13 protein-coding genes and 1 pseudogene are annotated in these 16,048 nt (G+C 67.3%); 10 read left to right on the forward strand and 4 right to left on the reverse strand.

The window, feature by feature from the left end; all coding sequences use genetic code 11:
* Positions 1-34: 34 nt before the first annotated feature.
* From ACEN9J_RS01095 to ACEN9J_RS01105, 3 genes are read left to right on the forward strand one after another with little or no spacing between them, the layout of a single operon-like run.
* Complete coding sequence (locus ACEN9J_RS01095) at positions 35-3,643, forward strand: RHS repeat-associated core domain-containing protein (RefSeq protein ID WP_413764655.1); 3,609 nt, start codon at positions 35-37, stop codon at positions 3,641-3,643.
* Positions 3,640-4,140, forward strand: coding sequence for a hypothetical protein (locus ACEN9J_RS01100; protein ID WP_413763050.1), 501 nt, complete (start codon positions 3,640-3,642; stop codon positions 4,138-4,140). The genes ACEN9J_RS01095 and ACEN9J_RS01100 overlap by 4 nt, the downstream gene beginning before the upstream one ends.
* 25 nt (positions 4,141-4,165) lie before the next feature.
* Positions 4,166-4,408 (forward strand): hypothetical protein, encoded by a 243-nt coding sequence (locus ACEN9J_RS01105; protein ID WP_413763051.1) that lies wholly within the window; start codon positions 4,166-4,168, stop codon positions 4,406-4,408.
* 23 nt (positions 4,409-4,431) lie between these two features.
* On the opposite strand, the pseudogene ACEN9J_RS01110 reads toward ACEN9J_RS01105, so the two are convergent.
* Both ACEN9J_RS01110 and ACEN9J_RS01115 read right to left on the reverse strand, forming a co-directional pair.
* A pseudogene (locus ACEN9J_RS01110) lies at positions 4,432-5,787 on the reverse strand (IS5 family transposase).
* Between the two features lie 234 nt (positions 5,788-6,021).
* The gene (locus ACEN9J_RS01115) at positions 6,022-6,873 is read right to left on the reverse strand and encodes a nucleotidyltransferase (RefSeq protein ID WP_413763052.1); all 852 of its coding nucleotides are present in this window, start codon (positions 6,871-6,873) and stop codon (positions 6,022-6,024) included.
* A gap of 133 nt (positions 6,874-7,006) precedes the next feature.
* Between ACEN9J_RS01115 and ACEN9J_RS01120 the strand changes: the two genes are divergently transcribed.
* A complete protein-coding gene (locus ACEN9J_RS01120) occupies positions 7,007-7,783 on the forward strand; it encodes a metallophosphoesterase family protein (protein WP_413763053.1) in 777 nt (258 codons plus the stop codon).
* 18 nt (positions 7,784-7,801) lie between these two features.
* On the opposite strand, the gene ACEN9J_RS01125 is transcribed toward ACEN9J_RS01120, so the two are convergent.
* Positions 7,802-8,533 (reverse strand): GntR family transcriptional regulator, encoded by a 732-nt coding sequence (locus ACEN9J_RS01125; RefSeq protein WP_413763054.1) that lies wholly within the window; start codon positions 8,531-8,533, stop codon positions 7,802-7,804.
* A 93-nt stretch (positions 8,534-8,626) separates the two neighbouring features.
* On the opposite strand from ACEN9J_RS01125, the gene pcaB reads away from it, so the two are divergent.
* Genes pcaB through ACEN9J_RS01140 form a run of 3 tightly spaced genes read left to right on the forward strand, consistent with a single transcriptional unit; the run spans position 8,627 to position 12,812 of the window.
* Positions 8,627-10,003: a 3-carboxy-cis,cis-muconate cycloisomerase gene (pcaB, locus tag ACEN9J_RS01130; RefSeq protein WP_413763055.1), complete on the forward strand. Its 1,377-nt coding sequence runs from the start codon at positions 8,627-8,629 to the stop codon at positions 10,001-10,003.
* Between the two features lie 24 nt (positions 10,004-10,027).
* Entirely contained in the window at positions 10,028-11,383 is a 1,356-nt protein-coding gene (locus tag ACEN9J_RS01135; protein ID WP_057597397.1) for a cation:dicarboxylate symporter family transporter, read from the forward strand.
* Between the two features lie 4 nt (positions 11,384-11,387).
* Positions 11,388-12,812, forward strand: coding sequence for a class II fumarate hydratase (locus ACEN9J_RS01140; protein WP_057597398.1), 1,425 nt, complete (start codon positions 11,388-11,390; stop codon positions 12,810-12,812).
* On the opposite strand, the gene ACEN9J_RS01145 is transcribed toward ACEN9J_RS01140, so the two are convergent.
* Positions 12,778-13,482 (reverse strand): glutathione binding-like protein, encoded by a 705-nt coding sequence (locus ACEN9J_RS01145; protein WP_296733929.1) that lies wholly within the window; start codon positions 13,480-13,482, stop codon positions 12,778-12,780. The genes ACEN9J_RS01140 and ACEN9J_RS01145 overlap by 35 nt on opposite strands.
* A 214-nt stretch (positions 13,483-13,696) precedes the next feature.
* Between ACEN9J_RS01145 and ACEN9J_RS01150 the strand changes: the two genes are divergently transcribed.
* From ACEN9J_RS01150 to ACEN9J_RS01160, 3 genes are all read left to right on the forward strand, one after another.
* Positions 13,697-14,425, forward strand: coding sequence for a secretin and TonB N-terminal domain-containing protein (locus ACEN9J_RS01150; protein WP_413763056.1), 729 nt, complete (start codon positions 13,697-13,699; stop codon positions 14,423-14,425).
* Entirely contained in the window at positions 14,422-14,934 is a 513-nt protein-coding gene (locus tag ACEN9J_RS01155; RefSeq protein WP_057597401.1) for an RNA polymerase sigma factor, read from the forward strand. Before ACEN9J_RS01150 ends, ACEN9J_RS01155 begins: the two co-directional genes overlap by 4 nt.
* Before the next feature lie 90 nt (positions 14,935-15,024).
* Complete coding sequence (locus ACEN9J_RS01160; RefSeq protein WP_413763057.1) at positions 15,025-16,020, forward strand: FecR family protein; 996 nt, start codon at positions 15,025-15,027, stop codon at positions 16,018-16,020.
* Positions 16,021-16,048 lie beyond the last annotated feature (28 nt).

Here is a 16,048-nt window from a genome sequence, read left to right on the forward strand (position 1 = left end):
CGCCGGCTGGCGCGCCGACAACAGTGCCGACACCTTGGCGCAACTGTCCTCTGGTGCCTGGAGCTATTTCCGTGCCGACGATGACACCACGCTGACATTCGACAGCGCTGGCAAACTGCAAACCGAGACAAATCGCTATGGATGGGTCACTGTGTATACCTATAACAGTGCCGGGCAACTAGCCTCCATCACGAACAACTTCGGTCGCACGCTCGCTCTTAGATATAACGGCGCTGGTCAACTGATCACCGTCACAACCCCGGATACGCGCGTCGTCTCATACACCTACGATGGCTCTGGTCGCTTGTCGTCGGTTCTATACCCTGACGGCAAGGGTCGCAGCTTTGTCTACGAGAACTCATCGTTTCTTCAAGCCCTGACCGGCATCATCGACGAGGCGGGGCAACGCTGGGGGACCTTCGCTTATGACAGTGCGGGACGTGCTACCACTTCTAGTCTTGCGGGTGACGTGGCCGCCTACCAAGTCAGATATCCGTCAACAGGCTTGGCTACGGTTGTCGACCCACTGGGTACGAGTCGCAACTACAGCTACGCCGCCACCAAGGGCAAGCTCGCCGTTACGGGCGGCTCCTTACCCTCAGGGGAAGGCAACAGTGATGCGTCCAGCCGAGTGCAAGACGCCAATGGCCTCATTACCGGCAAGACTGACTTCAGTGGCGTACTCACCACCACTGCCTGGGACGTTTCCCGCCGTCTTCCGCTCACGGTGACCCGCGCGTCTGGTAGACCTGAAGCCCAGACCACCACGACCCAGTGGCACCCCACCTTCAGCTTGCCTGCGCTGATTACCGAAGCGGGTCGCAAGACTGCCTTCACCCACGACACCGTCGGCAACGTCCTGACCCGCACCGTCACCGACACCGCCACCAACAAGGCCCAGACCTGGCGGTGGACCTACAACGCTTCTCAGTTGGTCCAGACGGCCACGGAGCCCAACGGCGCAGTCACGAGCTACACCTACGACCCCCGAGGCAACGTCCTCACCAGCACCAACGCCCTGGGCCACGTCACCAGCTATGCCTACGACCTCGCCAATCGCGTTACCAGCCAGACCGAACCCAATGGCCTCGTCACTACTTACACCTATGACGCCCGCGACCGCCTGCTGACCCAGACCGTCGGCGGCCAGCAGACCACCACGCTGACCTACAAGCCCTATGGCAGCGTCGAGACCATCACGCTGCCCACGGGCTTGGTGCTGACCTACACCTACGACCCTGCCCATCGCCTCACCGGCTGGAGCAACAACCGCGGCGAGAGCGGCAGCTTCACGCTCGACGGCATGGGCAACCGCACGGCCGAGCAGATCAAGGACAGCAGCGGTGCAGTGGCCTGGAACGCCGCACGCACCATCAACAACATCAACCGCGTCTCGGGCAAGACCGAAGGGCCGAACCAGACCAGTTCCTTCGGCTACGACGCCAACGGCGACCTTACCCGCAGCACCAACGGCCTGAACCAGAGCACGCAACTGGGCCTGGACAACCTGCGCCGCGTGGCTTCGGTGACCAACGCGGCCAATGCCACGGCCACCCTCAAGTACAACGCCCTCGATGCCGTCACCGAAGCCAAGGACTTCAAGGGCGTGGCCACCGGCTACACCCGCGACGCCCAGGGCAACGCCACCGCCGAGAGCAGCGCAGACACGGGCGGAGCGACCACCCAGTACGACAACCTGGGCCTGCCCAGCCAGATCGTCGATGCGCTGGGCCAGACCACCACCATCCAACGCGATCCTCTGGGCCGGCCCATGAGCCTCGTCTTCGCCGACGGCAAGACCACCACTCTGCGCTACGACCTCACGGCCACCAGCAAGGGCTACCTGTCGGAGATCGTGGACCGCAGCGGCACCACCGAGTACACGCGCGATGCCTTCGGGCGCGTGGTGCTCAAGAAGCAGACCTTGGCCAATGGCAGCGTCCAGCAGATTGGCTACGCCTACAACCTCAACGGCACGCTGGGAAGCATCGCGTACCCGACGGGCGCCACGCTGAGCCACGTCTACGATTCGACCGGCCGCCTCACCGGCCTGAACTGGAACAGCACCCCACTGGTGAGCAACATCACCTGGAATCCGCTGGGCCAGCCCACGGGCTGGACCTGGGCCTTCACGAGCACCGACCCGAAGCTCAAGGCCACGCGCAGCTACGACACGGCCGGGCGCATGACCGCCACCGAGTTCGGCAGCTACGTCTACGACGCCGCGGGTCGCATCACGAGCCTGACGCAGAACCTCTACGGTCCGGCGGACACCGACCCCACGCACGACACCATCGCGAGCGCCAACACCACCTGGAACGTGGGCTACGACAGCGTCGGGCGCATCACGAGCTTCAACGTGACGGGGAGCGGCAGCAACACGGCAGGCTTCGGCTACGACGCGAACGGCAACCGCTCGAGCAGCACGCGGGTGGTCAACGGGCTGAGCACGAGCCGCACCTACACCGTCCCGACCAACGGAAACCGCCTCACGGGCTTCAGCCAGACCACGGGCGGCGCGACCACCAGCGTGACCTATGGCTACAACGCCAACGGCGACCTCACGGGCGATGGCCTGCGCAGCTACGGCTACGACGCCGAGGGTCGACTGAGCACGGCGACCACGGGCGCGACGGACAGCAGTCCGACGACGCGCTATGCGCACAACGCGCTGGGGCAGCGGGTGTTCAAGACGGAGCCGCTGTATCCGCCGAGCCAGGGGGACGAGAGCGATCCGGGGTTCTGGAGCAGTCTGGTGGCGTTCTTTACGAAGATGTGGAGTCCGAGCACGAGCCAGGCGGAGCAACTGGGCTATGCGTATGTCTACGACGAGCAGGGCACGCTGGTGGCGGAGATCGGTAGCGGGGGGACGAACAGCTCAGGCCAAGCCAGCTACATCTACCTGCCGACGGCCAATGGTCCGATGCCGATCGCGGCGGTGATTAACGGTGCGACCTACGCTGTGCACAGCGACCACCTGAACACGCCGCGCAAGCTCACCGACGTGAGTGGGCAAGCGGTCTGGCAATGGCGCTATAGCGCGTTCGGGGAGGAGGAGCCGACAACGGCGGCGAAGCGGTTCACGGGACCGGAGACGGTGCCGAGCACTGGCGCTACGGGGATCTCGGAGGTGAAGTTCAACCTGCGCTATCCGGGTCAGTACGCGGATGTCGAGAGCGGGCTGTTCTATAACTACTTTCGCTCGTACGATCCCAGAACTGGCCGCTATCCGCAGGGTGACTCCATTGGGCTTGGCGGGGGATGGAATCGGTTCAGCTACGTGGACGCGAACCCGTTGGGTGCGACTGATCCGAAGGGACTCATCAAGGTCTGCGTTGTTCCTGGCGGTTGCGTGGATACCAATCCACCACCGATCAATCCAGATTACCCATCTTCTGCCGATGGTTCACCATACTTACCGAACCTAAATCTATCGCCTCCGTCTTGGTTGAAGAATATTCTTCCAAAAAGTGCCATCCAGGAATGCGAGCAGGATGCTGAAGACCAGCTGGGTCGCGATTACGCATACTGTGAAGCCCTCGGTAAGACCTACGGTGATTTTCGAACCAGAAAGGCCTGCGAGGAAAAGGCATTCAGCAAGTACGTAACGCGCCTTAAAGCATGCAAGGAACAATGTCGATGAAACCAACCACCAGAGCCGCCTCGATCGAGTTTTTATTTGATGAAATGACCGACTCGTTGCTGGCCTATGAGAATCCATCGCAAGGGGTAGCCGAACACCTTTCGGAGGAGATTTTGAACTTGCCGCTTGATAACGTGCGAGCACGCGAGCCGGCAGAAATCGAACGCACACTCGGCCGTTTGGTGCTGTCATTTTTGAACTCAAGGAGTTCCAAAGGCCTGAACCTTCCCCGTGATCTGGAATATGAAAAATTGGCTGACAAGGAGTACTTTGCACAGCTTCATGTGAAAGCTGAAGCCAGGACACCCGAGGCGCTCTATGAGCTAGCCGTTAGCCTGATTGGCAACGGCATCGCCAACAACAGTTGGGCAGAAGTTGAGCAGGGCGAAGTCCATTTGAAGCAAGCAGTTCATGCCGGATATCCTGAAGCAGTTAAGTATCAGGATGAGGTCTGGATATTGGTTCGTCCTCGGCTTGAGCAAAAGCTGAAACGTTAAACCCAAATGATGCGCACGTTCGCTCATGTCCGAAGTTCGATCTAATCTCGTCATTCAGTTGGATGAAAACTCAGAGCGTTTCGTATTCTTCTTGTCGAAAAAGCATGGCGAGCATTCGCCAGAGACAGCGGATTTTTCTGTTGAGATGAGCTTCGAAGAGTTGAAGAGCAGAGGCCCAGACGGTGCCGAAAAGCTTGTTGGTGAATGTGTCCTTGGTTTTTTTGATCGACTCACCAAGGGTCGTCTCGACATTCCCAAGCACTACTAAGTCCGCCCTGAACAATTCGGTTCTCAACCGCAGGTCGGTCGGTGCTTGACCGAAGCGGCAATCAGAGAAGCGATGGCCGCCCGCATCGACAGCCCGAAGCGGGCGCAATAAAGCCGCAGCGCGGCCAGGATCAGTCGCAGGGTGTGCCCGGCGCCGCACATCACCGCGTGCAACGCATCGCCCAGCGCGCCCTTCAATGGATTGCGGCCCAGCTGCCCGTCCATCTTCATGTGCCCAATGGCCGGCTCGATGGCGCTGCGCCGCCGGATCATGGCCTTCAGCGTCCTGCTGACGCCCCGCCGCTGGCCAGAGCGCAGGATGCGCACGCCTGCGATCTCCACGCCCCGGTAGCCCTTGTCCACGATGGCCGTGGCCGGCGGCCTGTCCGTGCCGGTGAGGATGCCCACCTGCTCCAGCGTCTCGGCCAGCGTGTGGCCGTCGTAGGGGTTGCCCGGCATCGAGCGCATGCTCACCACCAGGCCTTCCTTCAACGTGGTGGCGATGCTGACCTTTACGCCGAACTCGTACGGTGTCCTTGCTTTGCCCTTGCTGATGCACTCCACCTCGGGCGCGTGCAGAGCGTACAGCTTGTTCTTGTCCTTGGTGCGCTGGGTCAGGATGCGGCCGGTGCGCTGCAGCAGGTCCTGCACCTTGGCCTTGGCCGCTTCGGGCAACAGGTGCAGTTGGCGCTGTACCTCGCGGTGCACCCGGCCCACGCGGGTGCGCAGCGTGCGCACCGCCCGGCGCATGCGCTTGAACTGTTTGGCGTGCGCGTAGCGCCCGATCTGCGCGGCCAGTCGCGGTGCCACGCGGTTGTAGTTCTGGCGCAGCTGCAGCCCGTTGTCCTCGGCCGCCTTGACCAAGTGCTGGCGGCTCTTGTCCAGCAGCCGGCTGTCGGTGGGATGGGCGATGGCCTTGGGCATGACGGTGGTGTCCACGATCACCTGCTGTGTGCTCGTCTTCTGGATCACGCCGCCACGCCGGGCGGCATCGATGCTGGCCGCCAGCAGCGTCTCAACCCCTTCTTCTCCAACGCGCGTTCTCCAGCGCGTCAGGCTGGACGGGTCGATGGGCAGTTCGGTCTGCAGGTAAGTCTCGCCGCAGAAGAACTGCCAGTACGGGTTCTCCACCCAGGTGTTGACCACTGCCTCGTCGGAGGCATCGAAGGTGTGCTACAGGTACAGCAGCCCGGCGACCAGGCGCGCCGGCAACGCTGGGCGGCCACGGCCCGAGGTGAACGACACCGCGAACGTGCGCTCGATCTGTGCCCAATCGATGAGCGCTGCCAGTCGGACCAGCGGGTGCTGCATGTTGATCTGCTCGTCCAGCCTTGGACGGAACAGCTCGACCGTTTGCGGCTGCGAAGGCTTCGGACCCATCGGACTCTCCGTAGGAATTTGCAAGAAAACAGGTACTGGCAAAAACATACCTTGCAAATCCTGCGCCCATCAACCCGAAGAACCGCGAACCAGATCAACGGCTTGCGAGTTGTTCAGGGCGGACTCTTTAGCACGAAAGAAAAACTCCAGTATTCATGCGGCTTACAGCCGACTTTGTGGTTCCGGTCCTCCCTCGCGACCTCGGGGCGCTCGCCACGGTTTCTTCACACCTTGTCAGTCCGGAGGCTTCCCGCCCTGGGCCTCGGCCCGCGCGGGAATCGCCTCGGTCCACACCGCGATGTCCTCGGGCGTCATCGTGCTCGCGGGCGTGAGGCGTCCGTCGACATAGCCAAGCCGCTCGATGTCGTGCAGGAACTGCTCGCGCGAGAGCAGGGTGCCAGCGCACACGTTGTCCCCCGGGGCCGCCGTCGCGCGCAGCTCGCCGGCGAGGCGGCTCATCAGCAGCGTCATCACCCAGCCGGGCACGTGGTCGCGCTCGGCGGGATAGATGTAGCCGAACAGCGTGAGGTGCGCGAGCAGCACGCGCCAGTGCGCGCCGAAGCGCTCGAGCAGCCCGGGCCAGTCGAGCCGCTGCGCGTTGACCTGCAGCAGGTGCGCGATGTCGCCGCCGTCGTAGCGCTCGCGCTCCATGATGAAGGCCTTCGACACCAGGCAGTCCTCCACGTTGGCGACGCACACGGAAACGCCGAGCACGTCGGCGCGGCAGTTGCCGTGGAACCAGCGCGCGTCCACGGGCATGAGGCCGTTGCCCGAATTGAAGATCAGGTCGATGAACTCCTGGCCGTCGTAGACCTTGCCGAGCCAATGCGGAAAAGTCATCTCGGTGCGCCAGCCATGCGCGAGCGCGACCTGCGCGATGCGCTCGTAGTCCTCGCGGCGGATGAAGAGGTCGAGGTCCTTGGTCGAGCGGCGGATGCCCGTGTAGCAGGCCTGCGCGAACGCGCCACCGACGAGGAACGGAACGCCGGCCTCGTCGAGCGCACGCAGCGCGCGCCGGTAGAAATCGGCCACCCGCGGCTCGACTTCGTCTTCGAGCGAGGGCGCGAGCATGGTGGAGGGCGTCATGCACGCAGTGAATGCCGCCGCGCCGACGGCAGGGCAGGGGCAAAGGACCCCATCGAATGTCAGACGGGCGCCTACAAGCGCAGCGGGATGAGGCCGATGACGGCGCCCGGCGGCGGGGCGCACGGTGCATTGCATGCCTACCCCCAGATCATCCACCCACGTCCGTTTCGCCGCCGTCGGCGACATCCATGTGCAGAAGGACTCCGCGGGTTCGCTGCGCGACTTCTTCGCGCAGGCCGCCGACGAGGCCGACGCGCTGCTGCTGTGCGGCGACCTGACCGACTACGGCACCGCCGAAGAGGCCCGGGTGCTGGCCGAGGAACTCGGCGGCCTCTCGATTCCCATCGTCGCCGTGCTGGGCAACCACGACTTCGAGTCGGGCACGCCCGAGGTGGTGAACGAGGCGCTGACGCGGATCGGCGTGCGCATGCTCGACGGCTCGGCCTGCGAGATCGAGGGCGTGGGCATCGCGGGCGTCAAGGGCTTCGCGGGCGGCTTCGGCCGCGCCTCGCTCGGCGCCTGGGGCGAGCCCGCGATCAAGATGTTCGTGCAGGAGGCGCTCAACGAGGCGATGAAGCTCGAGTCGGCGCTCGCCAAGCTGCGCACCCGGCGCCGCATCGCGATGCTGCATTACGCGCCGATCGTGGGCACGGTGCAGGGCGAGCCGAGCGAGATCTTCGCCTTCCTGGGCAGCAGCCGGCTCGAGGAGCCGCTGCTGCGCTACCCGATCGATGCCGTGTTCCACGGCCATGCGCACCGCGGCACGCTCGAGGGCCGCACCATCAACGGCACGCCGGTCTACAACGTCGCCAAGCCGCTGCTGCAGCGCAGCCGGCCCGACGTGCCGCCGTTCCATCTCTACGAAGTGCCGCGCGAGCCCGCTACGGAACCCGAGCTGGCCGCGCACTGAGCCGCCGACGACGCGGGCTCAACCCTTCGCGCGTTGCAGGCGCGTGGTGATGAAGAATCGCTCGCCCGGGTGCGTGGCGACCGAGCTCACGAGCACCTCGCCCTCGGCATCGAGGTAGCGCCGCAGGATCTGCAAGGTCGCGCTGCCGGGCTCGATGCGCAGCTTGCGCGCCATCGTCGCCGAGGCATCGACCGCGCGCACCTGCTGCACGATCTCGGCCATGCGCAGGCCGTAGTGCTGCTCGAGCAGCGCGCTGACCAGCGTGTCGGGCGCGGCGCGCACCAGCGCCTCCAGCGCGGCGTACTGGGTGTCGACGTAGATGTCGGTCCAGCCCAGCGGCAGGCCCTGCGGACCTTCCTCCATGCGCAGGCTCGAGATGCGCAGCCAGCGCGTGCCTTCCTCGCAACCGAGCAGGCGCGACAGCGTTGCATTGCTCGCGATGGTGTCGATCTCGGGCGCCAGGCGCAGGTGGGCGGCGCCGTACTGCATGAGGTCCTCCACCGAGGCCAGCGACTGCTGGAAGCCCATGCGCGCCACCGTCGATTCGACGCGCGTGCCCACGTTCTTGCGCCGCGACACCAGGCCCGCGTCCTGCAGCTCCTGCAGCGCCATGCGCACCGTGTGGCGGCTGATCCCGTAGTGATCGCGCAGCTCGAGTTCGGTCGGCAGCAGCGAGCCCAGCGGGAAGCGTCCCGAGGCGATGCCTTCCTTCAGTTCCTGGGCGATGTCGGTGAAGCGCGGCTTGTTCATGGTGGCCCCGATTTTGACCTAAGGGTAAACCCTATTCATTCATATGTCCGGACATATTAAATTAAATATGTCCGAACATATCAAGGCCCGTCCATGTCCTCCGCCTCCCTTCCGATGGCCAGCACCGTCGTCGATTCGATCCTTTTCCGCGATGCCTTCGGCACGGCGGCTATGCGCGCGCTGTTCTCCGACGTGGCGCTGATCCAGCGCTACATCGACGCCGAGATCGCGCTGGCGCGCGCCGAGGCGAAGGTGGGCGTGATCCCGGCCGACGCGGCCGAGGTCATCGCGCGCGAGTCGCGCATCGAGCGCATCGACTTCGACCACATGCGCCACGAGACCGACATCGTGGGCTACCCGATCCTGCCGCTGGTGCACCAGCTGGTGGCCATGTGCGGCGACGCGGGCCGCTACGTGCACTGGGGCGCGACCACGCAGGACATCATGGACACGGCCGTCGCGCTGCAGGTGCGCGACGCGCTCGACCTGGTCGACGCCGAGATCCGCGAGCTGCGCGGCATCCTGGCCGACCTCGCGCGCAAGCACCGCGACACGCCGATGGCCGGGCGCACGCACCTGCAGCAGGCGCTGCCCGTGACCTTCGGCTACAAGGTCGCGATCTGGCTCGCCATGTTCGACCGCCACCAGCAGCGCCTGGCCGAACTGCGCCCGCGCGTGGCCGTGGTCGAGTTCGCGGGCGCGGCCGGCACGCTGGCCTCGCTGGGCGACAAGGGCTTCGAGGTGCAGGCGGCGATGGCCGAGGAACTCAAGCTCGGCGTGCCCGCGACCACCTGGCACGTGGCGCGCGACGGCTTCGCCGAGGCGGTGAACCTGCTGGCGCTGGTCACCGGCTCGCTCGGCAAGATCGCGCTCGACATCATGATCATGGCCTCGACCGAGTTCGCCGAGGTCTACGAGCCCTTCGTCAAGGGACGCGGCGCGAGCAGCACCATGCCGCAGAAGCGCAACCCGATCTCGAGCGAGCTGATGCTCGCGGCCTCGAAGGCGGTGCGCCAGCATGCGGGCCTGATGGTCGATGCGATGGTGCAGGACTTCGAGCGCGCCACCGGCCCCTGGCATGCCGAGTGGATCGCGATCCCCGAGAGCTTCATCCTCACGGCCGGCGCGCTGCACCAAGCCAGGTTCGCGCTCGGCGGACTGATCGTCGACGAGGCGCGCATGAAGCACAACCTGGGCATCAGCCGCGGCCTGATCGTGGCCGAGGCCGTGATGATGGGCATGGCGCCGCACATCGGCCGCCAGCAGGCGCACGATGTGGTCTACGACGCCTGCCGCACTGTCAACGAGAAGGGCGGCACGCTGGCCGAGGCGCTGGCCGCGTTGCCCGAGGTCACGGCGCATTTCGACCGCGCGGCCATCGATCGCCTGACCGATCCCGCCAACTACCTGGGCCTCGCGCCCCGGATGGTGGACCGCGCGCTGGCGCTGTCCGCGCAGGTCCGGGGCTGAGCCCGGGCACCCAAGGAGACAACCATGCTCAACGATTCCACCCTGGTCGCACCGCCGAAGAAGCAGCCCTGGTACCGAAGGCTCGGCATGCAGGTGCTGGTCGCGCTGCTGCTGGGCATCGCGGTCGGCTTCCTGTTCCCGAAGTTCGCGGGGCAGCTCAAGCTGCTCGGCGACATGTTCCTCTCGCTCATCAAGGCGGGCGTGGCGCCGCTGGTGTTCCTCACCATCGTGCACGGCATCGCCTCGGCCGGCGACGTGCGCAGCGCGGGGCGCGTGGGCTGGCGCTCGCTGGTGTACTTCGAGGTGATCTCGACCATCGCGCTGGTCATCGGCCTGCTCGCGGGCAACCTGCTGCAGACCGGCAAGGGCATGACCTCGGTGGCCGGCGCGGCCGCGGCACCGGCGGTGAAGGCCGCCGCGCCGCAGGGCTTCCTCGAGTTCATGGCGCACATCGTGCCCGACAACTTCGTCGGCGCCTTCGCCAAGGGCGAGCTGCTGCAGGTGGTGGTGCTGGCGGTGATGGTGGGCATCGGCATCCTCGCGATTCCCGAGAGCCGGCGCGAGAAGATCAACGGCGGCCTCGACATCGTCTCGGAGGTGCTGTTCTCCTTCATCAACCTGGTGATGAAGCTCGCGCCCATCGGCACCTTCGGCGCGGTGGCCTACTCGGTGGGCAGCAACGGCTCCGCGGTGCTGGTGGCGCTGGCGCAGCTGGTGCTGAGCTTCTACGCGGTGATCGTGCTGTTCATCGCGGTGGTGCTGGGGCTGGTCGCGAAGTTCGCGGGCTTCAGCCTGTGGCGCTTCCTGCGCTACATCAAGGACGAGATCCTGATCGTGCTGGGCACCGCCTCCTCGGAGAGCGCGCTGCCGCGCCTGCTCGTGAAGCTCGAGCGCCTGGGCTGCGCCAAGCAGACCGTGGGCCTGGTGCTGCCCACGGGCTATGCCTTCAACCTCGACGGCACCTCGATCTTCATGGCCATGGGCGTGATGTTCATCGCCCATGCCTACGGCGTGCCGCTCACGCTCGACCACCAGATCGGCATCCTGCTGCTGATGCTGCTGACCTCGAAGGGCGCGGCCACGGTCTCGGGCGGCTCGTTCGTGGTGTTCGCGGCCACCGTCACCTCGACCGGGCTGCTGCCGGTCGAGGGCCTGGCGGTGATCTTCGGCGTCTACCGCTTCCTGTCGATGGCCATCTCGACCTGCAACGTGATCGGCAACAGCGTGGCCACCGTGGTGGTCGCCAAATGGTCGGGCACCTTCGACGCGCAGCAGGCCGAGCGCCATCTCTACCCCGAGCGCTACCCCGACACCGCACGGGCCGACCAGGACCTCGACGACGGCGTGGCGCCCGTCGACGCCCATCCCGCGCGGGCTTGATGCCATGACCGCCATGCGCATCGAACGCGACGCCTTCGGCCCCGTCGAGATTCCGGCCGACCGCTACTGGGGCGCGCAGACCCAGCGCGCGCTGGGGGTCTTCGAGATCGGCGAGGAGCGTTTTCCGGCCTGCCTGATCCACGCCTTCGGCCTGCAGAAGATGGCGGCGGCGCGCGCCAACCTGCGCTGCGGCGCGCTCGACGCGGCCCAGGCGGCGCCGATCGTCGAGGCCGCGGCCGAGCTGCGCGACGGCCGCTTCGACGGCCACTTTCCGCTCACGGTGTGGCAGACGGGCTCGGGCACGCAGACCAACATGAACGCGAACGAGGTCATCGCCAACCGCGCGAACGAGCTGCTGGGGCAGCCGCTCGGTACCAAGTCGCCGGTGCATCCCAACGACCACGTGAACGCCTCGCAGTCGTCGAACGACAGCTTTCCGACCGTGATGCACATCGCGACCGCACTCGAGTTGCGCGAGCGCCTGCGGCCCGCGCTGCAACTGCTGCGCCAGCGCCTGCAGGAACGCGCCGAGGCTTTCGCGGACGTGCTCAAGATCGCGCGCACCCACCTGATGGACGCGGTGCCGATGACGCTGGGGCAGAGCTTCGATGCCTTCGCGCGCCAGGTCGGCCACGGCATCGACCGCATCGACGCCACCTTCGCGCGCCTGCAACTGCTGGCGCAGGGCGGCACCGCGGCGGGCACCGGGCTCAATGCGCCGCCGGGCTTCGATGCCGCCTTCTGCGAGGAACTGGGCGCGCTCTGCGGCATCGCCTTCGCGCCCAATCCCAGCAAGTTCGAAGGCATGGCCTCGCACGACGCACTGGTGGAGGTGTCGGGCGCGCTCAACGTGCTCGCGGCCTCGCTCGTGAAAATGGCCAACGACCTGCGGCTCTTGGGCTCGGGCCCGCGCTGCGGCCTGGGCGAGCTGCGCATTCCCGACGACGGGCTCACGAGCTCGATCATGCCCGGCAAGCGCAACCCGACCATCGCCGAGGTGGTGGTGCAGGCCGGGCTGCAGGCCATGGGCAACCACCTCACCATCACCATGGCGGGCGCCTCGGGCAGCTTCGAGCTCAACGTGGCCAAGCCGCTGATCATCCAGAACCTGCTGCAGTCGATCCGCGTGCTGGCCGATGCCTCGCGCGTGTTCGCCGAGCGGCTGGTGAAGGACATCGAGCCCGAGCGCGAGCGGCTCGCGGCGAACGTCGACAACGCGCTGCTGGCCGTGACGGCGCTGAACCCGGTGCTGGGCTACGACCGCGTGGCGAGCATCACGCGCGAGGCGCTCGCGCGCGGCATCGCGCCGCGCGCGGCGGCCATCGCGCTGGGACTGATCGACGGCGACGCATACGACCGGCTCGTCGACCCGGCGGCGATGGCGGGAGCCGGCCTCAGGCGGCCTTCGGAATCGTCAGCCCCGCGATGACCGCGGGCCGCGCCACGAAGCGCTCGAGCACGCGGGCCACGTTCGGGAAGCTGTCGAAGCCGACCAGCTCGCGCGCCTCGTAGAAGCCGATCAGGTTGCGAATCCACGGGAAGCTCGCGATGTCGGCGATGCTGTAGTCGTCGCCCATGATCCATTCGCGGCCGGCCAGGTGCTTGTCGAGCACGCCGAGCAGGCGCTTCGATTCGGCCACGTAGCGGTCGCGCGGGCGCTTGTCCTCGAACTCCTTGCCGGCGAATTTGTGGAAGAAGCCGAGCTGGCCGAACATCGGGCCGATGCCGCCCATCTGGAACATCACCCACTGCAGGGTCTCGTAGCGCTTCGCGGGGTCGGTGCTCAGCAGCTTGCCGGTCTTCTCGGCCAGATAGAACAGGATCGCGCCCGACTCGAACAGCGGCAGCGGCTGTCCGCCCGGGCCGTCGGGATCGATGATCGCGGGGATCTTGTTGTTGGGGTTCAGCGAGAGGAACTCGCTCGACATCTGGTCGTTGCTGCCGAAGCTCACGAGGTGCGGCTCGTAGGGCAGGCCGATCTCCTCGAGCATGATCGAGACCTTCACGCCGTTGGGCGTGGGCAGCGAATAGAGCTGCAGCCGCTCGGGGTGCTGGGCGGGCCACTTCTGGGTGATCGGGAAGTCGGCGAGGGAGGTCATGGCGAGGGCCTTTCTTGCTTGGAATACGGGAAGAGGGCGCTTCGACCCGGCGGCCGGCCCCTCGGGGCGAGCCGGCGATATTGCCCGATCCGCGCCTGCGCTGCCGGGCGGCAGGAATGCTTTGGTGTAGCACCGACGTCATATTCGGACGCCACGATGGCGGGCTTCCAGAATGGCGCACCCACCTTGCCGGCCCGATTCGTCTCCTCGCAGGGTGCGCCCGCTCGCCGCCCGTGGGCGGCGCCATGCCCTGGCGCTGTCGCTGCTGTGCGGGTTCTGGCTGCCCGCGTGGGCCTCGACCGCCGATGGCGACGCGGCGCGCGTGGATGACGCGGCCGCCCTGCCCGAGGCCGCAGCGAGCGGCGTCGACTTCGACATCGCGGCGCAGCCCCTGGCCGCCGCGCTGCAGCGCTATGCCATGCAGTCGGGCCGCCCGGCGCTGTTCGACAGCGCGGCCGTGAGCGGCCGCACCTCGGCCGCCGTGCACGGCCACCACGCGCCCGAAACCGCGCTGCGCCTGCTGCTCGAAGGCACGGGCCTGGCCGCCGAACGCACGCGCGACGGGCCGGCCGATGCCTTCGTGCTGAGGCCGGTCGATGCGCGCGCGCTGGCGGCGCGCCAGCCCGCGGAGGGCGTGGACACCGACTACGGCGCCTGGGTGCAGGCACGCGTCTGGGAAGCGCTGTGCGCCGATGCGCGCACCGCGCCCGGCGGCTACCGCACCCTGCTGCGCTTCGAAATCGACGCCACCGGTGCGCTGCAGAAGCCGCGCCTCCTGACCTCGACCGGCAATGCGCGCCGCGACGCGGCGGTGCGCGAGGCTCTGCAGCGCGTGCGCGTGGGCCGCGCACCGCCGCCCGCGATGGCGCAGCCGCTGACCCTGGTGCTGCTGCCGCGCGACCCCGCCGACCCCGACGCGCCGCGCTGCGGGAACCGGCCATGACCGAGGATGCACGCCCGATCCTGTCGGACTACCTGTCGCGGCACTACGCCAGCCTCAAGCGGCGCGTGACGCGGCTTTTGGGCAACGGCGACCTGGCCGGCGACGCGCTGCAGGACACCTGGCTGCGGCTGCAGAGTCGCGAGGAAGAAGACGCGATCCAGAGCCCGGGCAGCTACCTGGTGCGCGTGGCCGTCAACATCGCGATGGACATCCAGCGCCGCCAGAGCCGCTCGCTGTCGATCGACGAGGTGCAGTCGCTGATGGAGCTGTCGGACCCGGCGCCGGGCCCGGCGCGCACCGCCGAACTGCGCTCCGAGGTGACGAGCCTGCTGCAGCTGATCGACCGCATGCCCGAGCGCCGCCGCACGATCCTGATGCTGGTGCGCTGGGAAGGGCTGCCGCAGAAGGAGGTGGCGGCGCGGCTGGGACTCTCGGTGCGCGTGGTCGAGCACGAACTCAAGCGCGCCCACGACTTCCTCGATGCGCGGATGAACCATGACAAAAAATAGTTGGGGGTTTGGCGTGGCGCCGTTCGTCTGGATGGGTGAAGCACTTTTCCATCGTTTCCACGGCGCACCGGCCTTGGCCCGCATGAAGCCATGAGGGCATCGGCCGACGACCGCGACACATCGGGCGACGCGCTGCCGGCGCAGGCGCGCGTCTGGCTGCGCCTGCTCGCTTCGGGCGAGGTCAAGGCCTCGGACGCCGAGGCCTTCCAGCGCTGGCTCCATACCAGCGAGGCGCATCGCGCGGCCTTCCAGGAGGTCAAGCAGCGCTGGGCGGCGCTGCGGCCCGTGAGCGGCGAGTACCTGCGCACCCGCCCGGCGGCGGCCGCGGCGCACGAGCGCGCGCGGCAGGGCCGGAGCTTCGGGCGTCGCGCCTTTCTCGGCGCTGCCGTGAGCGCCGCCGCGGTGGCCGGCGTGGCGGTGGTGGCCTATCCGTCGGGCGGGCTCTGGCCCGCAGCGGGCGAGGACGTGGCCGACGAGCGCACCGGTGTCGGTGAGCAGCGCACGCTGGCGCTGGCCTCGCGGGTGCAGGTGACGCTCAACACCCAGACCCGGATCCGTCGCGAGCGTGTCGCGGGACAGTTCACCGGCATCGACCTGCTGTCGGGCGAGGCCGCGATCGACCTGCTGGCCGAGGGCGGCCCGTTCGGCGTGGTGGCCGGCGCCGGGCGCAGCCTCGCGCACGCGGGGCGCTTCGAGGTGCGGCACCTCGACGGCAAGGTCTGCGTGACCTGCATCGAGGGCGCGCTGCGCATCGAGCATCCGGCCGGCGTGCGCGCGCTGCAGGCCGGCCAGCAGGCGGTGTACGACGCGCGCTCGCTCAGCGGCATCGCGCGCGTCGCGCTCGACAAGGTGTCGGCCTGGCGGCGCGGCGAGCTGGTGTTCGACCAGACGCGGCTGGCCGAGGTGCTGGCCGAGATCGATCGCTACCGCGCGGGCCGCGTGCTGCTGGTGAACGCCGCCGCGGGCGAGAAGCGCGTCAGCGGCCGCTTCCGATTGGCCTCGCTCGATTCGGCGCTGGCGCAGCTCGAGCACACCTTCGGCCTGCGCGCGCGATCGCTGCCCGGCGGGCTGCTGCTGCTGAGCTGAAACAGCGGCCCAAAAAAAGTTGGGGGTT

Source organism: Variovorax sp. Varisp41, assembly GCF_047325085.1.
Taxonomy (GTDB): Bacteria; Pseudomonadota; Gammaproteobacteria; order Burkholderiales; family Burkholderiaceae_C; genus Variovorax.

Coding starts and splice junctions, on each gene's coding strand:
- ACEN9J_RS01100 (WP_413763050.1), top strand. CDS start 3,640: ATGAAACCAACCACCAGAGCCGCCTCGATCGAGTTTTTATTTGATGAA.
- ACEN9J_RS01155 (WP_057597401.1), top strand. CDS start 14,422: ATGACCGAGGATGCACGCCCGATCCTGTCGGACTACCTGTCGCGGCAC.
- ACEN9J_RS01145 (WP_296733929.1), bottom strand. CDS start 13,482: ATGACCTCCCTCGCCGACTTCCCGATCACCCAGAAGTGGCCCGCCCAG.
- ACEN9J_RS01160 (WP_413763057.1), top strand. CDS start 15,025: ATGAGGGCATCGGCCGACGACCGCGACACATCGGGCGACGCGCTGCCG.
- ACEN9J_RS01135 (WP_057597397.1), top strand. CDS start 10,028: ATGCTCAACGATTCCACCCTGGTCGCACCGCCGAAGAAGCAGCCCTGG.
- ACEN9J_RS01105 (WP_413763051.1), top strand. CDS start 4,166: ATGTCCGAAGTTCGATCTAATCTCGTCATTCAGTTGGATGAAAACTCA.
- ACEN9J_RS01140 (WP_057597398.1), top strand. CDS start 11,388: ATGACCGCCATGCGCATCGAACGCGACGCCTTCGGCCCCGTCGAGATT.
- ACEN9J_RS01125 (WP_413763054.1), bottom strand. CDS start 8,533: ATGAACAAGCCGCGCTTCACCGACATCGCCCAGGAACTGAAGGAAGGC.
- pcaB (WP_413763055.1), top strand. CDS start 8,627: ATGTCCTCCGCCTCCCTTCCGATGGCCAGCACCGTCGTCGATTCGATC.
- ACEN9J_RS01120 (WP_413763053.1), top strand. CDS start 7,007: ATGCCTACCCCCAGATCATCCACCCACGTCCGTTTCGCCGCCGTCGGC.
- ACEN9J_RS01115 (WP_413763052.1), bottom strand. CDS start 6,873: ATGACGCCCTCCACCATGCTCGCGCCCTCGCTCGAAGACGAAGTCGAG.